The sequence below is a fragment of the Mycobacterium sp. genome, from assembly GCF_049673265.1.
Lineage (GTDB): Bacteria > Actinomycetota > Actinomycetes > Mycobacteriales > Mycobacteriaceae > Mycobacterium.
In genome coordinates, this window is sequence record NZ_JBATXN010000577.1 from 1 (window position 1) to 4,534 (window position 4,534).

General features: G+C 62.6%; 5 protein-coding genes. 3 read left to right on the forward strand and 2 right to left on the reverse strand.

What is annotated here, in order from left to right:
- Nucleotides 1–110 precede the first annotated feature (110 nt).
- Nucleotides 111–701 carry a TetR/AcrR family transcriptional regulator gene (locus tag WBF82_RS19580; RefSeq protein WP_424384602.1) on the reverse strand — a complete coding sequence of 197 codons (591 nt, stop codon included), beginning with the start codon at nucleotides 699–701 and terminating at the stop codon, nucleotides 111–113.
- 93 nt (nucleotides 702–794) lie between these two features.
- Between WBF82_RS19580 and WBF82_RS19585 the strand changes: the two genes are divergently transcribed.
- Genes WBF82_RS19585 through WBF82_RS19595 form a run of 3 tightly spaced genes read left to right on the forward strand, consistent with a single transcriptional unit; the run spans nucleotide 795 to nucleotide 3,465 of the window.
- Nucleotides 795–1,079 carry a hypothetical protein gene (locus WBF82_RS19585; protein ID WP_424384603.1) on the forward strand — a complete coding sequence of 95 codons (285 nt, stop codon included), beginning with the start codon at nucleotides 795–797 and terminating at the stop codon, nucleotides 1,077–1,079.
- Nucleotides 1,080–1,115: 36 nt separating this feature from the next.
- Complete coding sequence (locus tag WBF82_RS19590; RefSeq protein ID WP_424384604.1) at nucleotides 1,116–1,895, forward strand: hypothetical protein; 780 nt, start codon at nucleotides 1,116–1,118, stop codon at nucleotides 1,893–1,895.
- Between the two features lie 58 nt (nucleotides 1,896–1,953).
- Nucleotides 1,954–3,465 carry a glycosyltransferase family 39 protein gene (locus tag WBF82_RS19595; protein ID WP_424384605.1) on the forward strand — a complete coding sequence of 504 codons (1,512 nt, stop codon included), beginning with the start codon at nucleotides 1,954–1,956 and terminating at the stop codon, nucleotides 3,463–3,465.
- Nucleotides 3,466–3,472: 7 nt separating this feature from the next.
- Here the strand turns inward: WBF82_RS19595 and WBF82_RS19600 are convergent, their stop codons facing one another.
- Nucleotides 3,473–4,303, reverse strand: a complete 831-nt coding sequence (locus WBF82_RS19600) for a glycoside hydrolase family 16 protein (protein WP_424384606.1) — start codon at nucleotides 4,301–4,303, stop codon at nucleotides 3,473–3,475.
- Between the last annotated feature and the right edge of the window lie 231 nt (nucleotides 4,304–4,534).

Sequence of the window (4,534 nt, forward strand, 5' to 3'; positions counted from 1 at the left end):
AATCTGCATGGATCTGCCTCCTCGCCGTCGGCCTAACCGGGGTAGCCGATCGGCTACCCCAGACCATAGATGACCCGAAGGACATCCAGCAAGGGCTCTGGGCGCGCGGGTCAGTCGGGCAGCTTGAGCATCCGCCCGATGAGCTGGATCAGCACCGAGCGCAGCGTCTCGTCGTCGATGCCGTCGACGATGGGATTGATCACCGTGCCGGCGATCGCGCCGGAGAACAATGCCGCCGATATCCGCGCCTCGGTGTCATTCGACTCGTCCACCAGGATCGCGTACAGGCGGGTGATCAGCTCGCGCAACGGCGGATAATTGCTCAGCAGCCGCACCATCACCGGGTCGTACTGCAGTGCCCGTACCCAGCGGCGGCGTTCGACCGCCATTCCGACGACCTGGGTCAACAGCGCTTTGCGCGCACCGACCCCATCCGCCTGAGCTTCGATCACTTCCAACGCATCTTCGAGCTGAACCAATTCCATCTCAGCAACGGCGACGACGATCTCTTCTTTGGTCTTGAACTTGTGGTAGACGGCCGCCTTGGTGACTCCGACCGCGTCGGCGATCATCTGCAACGACGTTCCGCTGACCCCGTGGTCGGCGAATAAGTCCAACGCGGCATCCAGGATCCGGATCTGAGCGGGGGTGCGACGGATCTCGCCCAGTAGGCGAACGGGCCGCGGCTGCGCGTCTAGCACCAATCCAGGCTAGCCGACCGGCGGCAAAATTCTCACAGGCAAGCGATAACTGCGGCCAAGCGTAGAGATAGTGACCGCGCGCAATGATGGCTGATGACCACGACCACAGGATGTTCCATTGTCGCCGGTGCGGCCGCAGTGGCGCTGTTCGCGTTATTCGGCACCGCTTGGCTCAGCACCGCCGAAACAACCGTCGCGTCGTTGCCGGTGCAGCTGGTGGATAGCGATGACGACGAAGCTCAGCTGCAGGAAAACAACGCATTGCAGACGATGCTGCAGTCCGAACAACAGGCCCAACAGCAAAACGATCAGGCCCAGCAGCAGTTCATCCAAGACCAGTTGCAGGCACAACAAACCGAGCAGCAAGCCAACCAGTAGCCCCCGCCAAGCTGCACGCCCATACACTGACCGATCGTGGGCATTCTGTTTGGTTTCGCGCCGTGGATCGTCTATTGGGTGCTTGTCGGTAACGTGCCGTGCCTTGTTGCGGTGTTGGTTGCGTTGACGACAGCCGTCGCCGGGTTGGTGGTCGGTCGCGCCACCCGGACACCCGGCGGAGCGCTCGAAATCGGGGCTGCCGCAACATTCTTGGCGCTGACCGCGGCGACCTTGTTGCTGAGCCCGTCAGTGCTGCAGCGGTGGGCTGAGCCGCTGAGCAATGCCGGGATCTTCCTGGTTGCCGTTACCGGATTGCTGAGCGGCAAGTCCTTCGTGCACGAGTTCGCCGCGGCGGGTCAGCCTCAAGGGGTGGTCGAGAGCGATCTGTTCGGCCAAATCACTGCGCGGCTGAGCTGGATCTGGGTTGGCGCCTTCGGCGGGATGACGGTGTCATCTGCGATTCCGCCGCTCGCGCAACGCGACGCGACGATCCTCGACACCCAGACGCCGCTGTCGTTCATCTGCTACTGGGTCATCCCATTCTCGTTGTTGGGACTAGGGGCGCTGGCGACGAAAATCCTGCCCGACCTGATGCTCGCCCGGGCCGGCGACGTGGTCCGAAAGACGACGTTCGTTGCCTACGGCGAGGCCACGATCGACGAGCTGTACTACCTGGCGCAGGAACACGCCAACCGCGAAGTCGGGGCCGGCGAGCAGGCCTACGACGTCAAGGTCGGCGGCTTGGGCACACCGCTGGTGGGAGATGACACCCGACAGTCGTGGCCGTCGACGTACAAGGTGCGTCAGTCTCGTTAGAACCCGTCGGCTGGGCTTCTGGCACCATGGCGAGGTGCTCAGCGGGTATTTCAGACACCTGGTCGCCACACCGCCGCGAGCTTTACTAGACCCGTTGATCGTCGCGGTGTTGGCCACCACCGTGAGCTTGGCCGGCGCAGGCCGGCCGTCGTTCTGGTATGACGAGGCCGCGACAATTTCGGCCTCCTACAGTCGTTCTCTGAACCAGTCGTGGCAGATGCTGAGCAACGTCGATGCCGTCGAAGGTCTGTACTACCTCCTCATGCATGGCTGGTTCGAAATGTTTCCGCCCACGGAGTTCTGGTCTCGCGTACCAAGCGCTTTGGCCATCGGCGGTGCTGCGGCCGGACTTGTCGTGCTGGGCAAGCAGGTGTCGTCGCGAACGGTCGCCTTGGCCGCCGGACTCGTGTGTGCGATCTTGCCCCGGTCCACGTGGGCAGGCATCGAGGCTCGACCGTACGCCCTTTCGATGATGGCGGCCGTGTGGCTGACGGTTGCGCTCGTGTATGCCGCACGTCGTGACAACGCTCGGGCCTGGTTGGGCTACGGGGTTGTCTTGGTGGTGTCGGTTGTGCTCGACGTGTATCTCGTGCTGTTGCCCTTGGTGCACGTCGCTTTCATCCTTGTCTTTCGGCGCAGTCGACCTGTGCTAACGCGATTCGGGCTTACCTCGGTTCTGTCATGTTGCGCGCTCACACCTTTTTTGGTCACGGCCATTGGCCAAACGCATCAGATCAGCTGGATCGCGCCGATTGGCCGCCGCACGATCGAAGACGTGGCAATTCAACAGTATTTCGAGCGGAGCCCGCCGTTCACGATTGTGTCGGCACTGATCGTCGTCGCAGCTATTGTCTTGTGGCGCTTTACATCCGCGCACTTAGAGGAGCCAGACCGGCAATTGTTGACCTTGGCGGTCAGCTGGCTCGTGATACCGACCGCCCTGATCGTCATGTGGTCGGCCCTGATTCACCCCATGTACACGCCGCGCTACCTAGCATTCACTGCACCCGGTATCGCGCTGGCGCTGGGCGTCTGCATCGGCGCATTGGCCGTCACGCCGTGGGCAGGTGCGGCGATCATCAGCATTCTCGCCATCGCTGCGGCACCGAATTACATTATGGCGCAACGTAATCCCTATGCAAAATACGGCATGGACTACAGCCAGGTCGCCGATCTGATCGCGGCGAAGGCAGCGCCGGGCGATTGCCTACTCGTCAACGACACGGTGACGTTTATGCCTGCCCCCATGCGCCCGCTGATGGCGGCGCGCCCGGATGCCTACCGGAAGTTGATCGATCTCACCCTGTGGCGGCGTGCGACGGACCGCCGCGATGTCTTCGACACCAATCTCATACCGGAAGTCGTCGCCAAGCCGTTGAGCCGCTGCCGCGTCGTGTGGATCATCACCCAGGCCGACAAAACACGGCCCGATCATGAGCAAGCTTCAACGCTTCCACCTGGCGAAGGCTTCGGGGCGACCCCGGCTTTCGCGGTTCCACACGGCTTGGGTTTCCGGCTGGTCGAGCGCTGGCAGTACAACCTGGTTCAGGTGCTCAAGGCGACGCGATAACGGTCGGCTACCAGACCCGGATGTAGTCGACAAGCATTTGGCAGGGGAAGGTTCCGAGGGCTGGATCACCGGCGCCGACTCCGCCGACCGCAAGCGTGAACATCGGCGACATCCAATAGCCGGGGTTGTTGAACGGCCACCGGAAGTCGTCAGGGGCGCCACCGTGCACGTGGATGGGCTTCGGCGGAACCTTGAAGTACTCTGCACCATCCCGCGAGAACTTGAAACCGTCGGTATCCCAACGCATTTGCCAGGTGTGCCACGCGCCGTCAACCATCCCGGGAATCGATTTCCCTTCCCAGGTTTTCCCGTTGGATGCCGCGTGCACGGTGGTACCGGGAGCCCATTGGCCGTTGCCGTACCACTCGAAGATGTCGACCTCGCCGTCCGGAAGTGGATCCTCGTTGACCGTCCAGAACGAGGGCCACAGGCCCGGGAACAGGCAGTCGAGTTTGATCCGCGCCTCCCAGGTGGTGTTGATGTTGCCCCGCCAGTTGCCGCGCAGTTTGCCGCTGAAGTATTGACCGTTCTCGTGGCTGGCCTGCAGGACCAGATTGGAATTGCCGTCGAGGAAGACGTTCTGGGTGCGGTATATGCCATCGACCGGCGGGAATACGTCGTCTTGCCAGGTCTGTATCGTCCACTTCGATAGGTCGGGGCCCTGGCCCGCCGGCCCGTCGAACTCGTCGGAGAAAATATAGGGTCCGGCGGGGCCCGCTGACGGCGCGGCCGGTGGCGACGCATGAGTTGGTCTAGCGAGAGCTTCCGGGACGGGCGTAGCGGCTGCGGCGGCAAGCATGCCCAACCCCGTTGTTAACAACATGTTGCGTCGATTCATCTCCGGCACAGCACGACCATATAAGAGATGGCGTGTTTGCACGCGGAGGAGGCGGCATATGTCGTTCTGCGTCGCTGAATCCCGAGGTGGTCCCCGAGCTCTCCGCCCGACCTGACCAGTGCGTATTCGCTCGACCCTGAGCCGGGGAGCCACTAGTCCCTTACCGGCGATACCAGCCCCAACCCGAGGCCGACCTTGCGGACTTGGCAGACTGTGCCTATGGCCCAGATA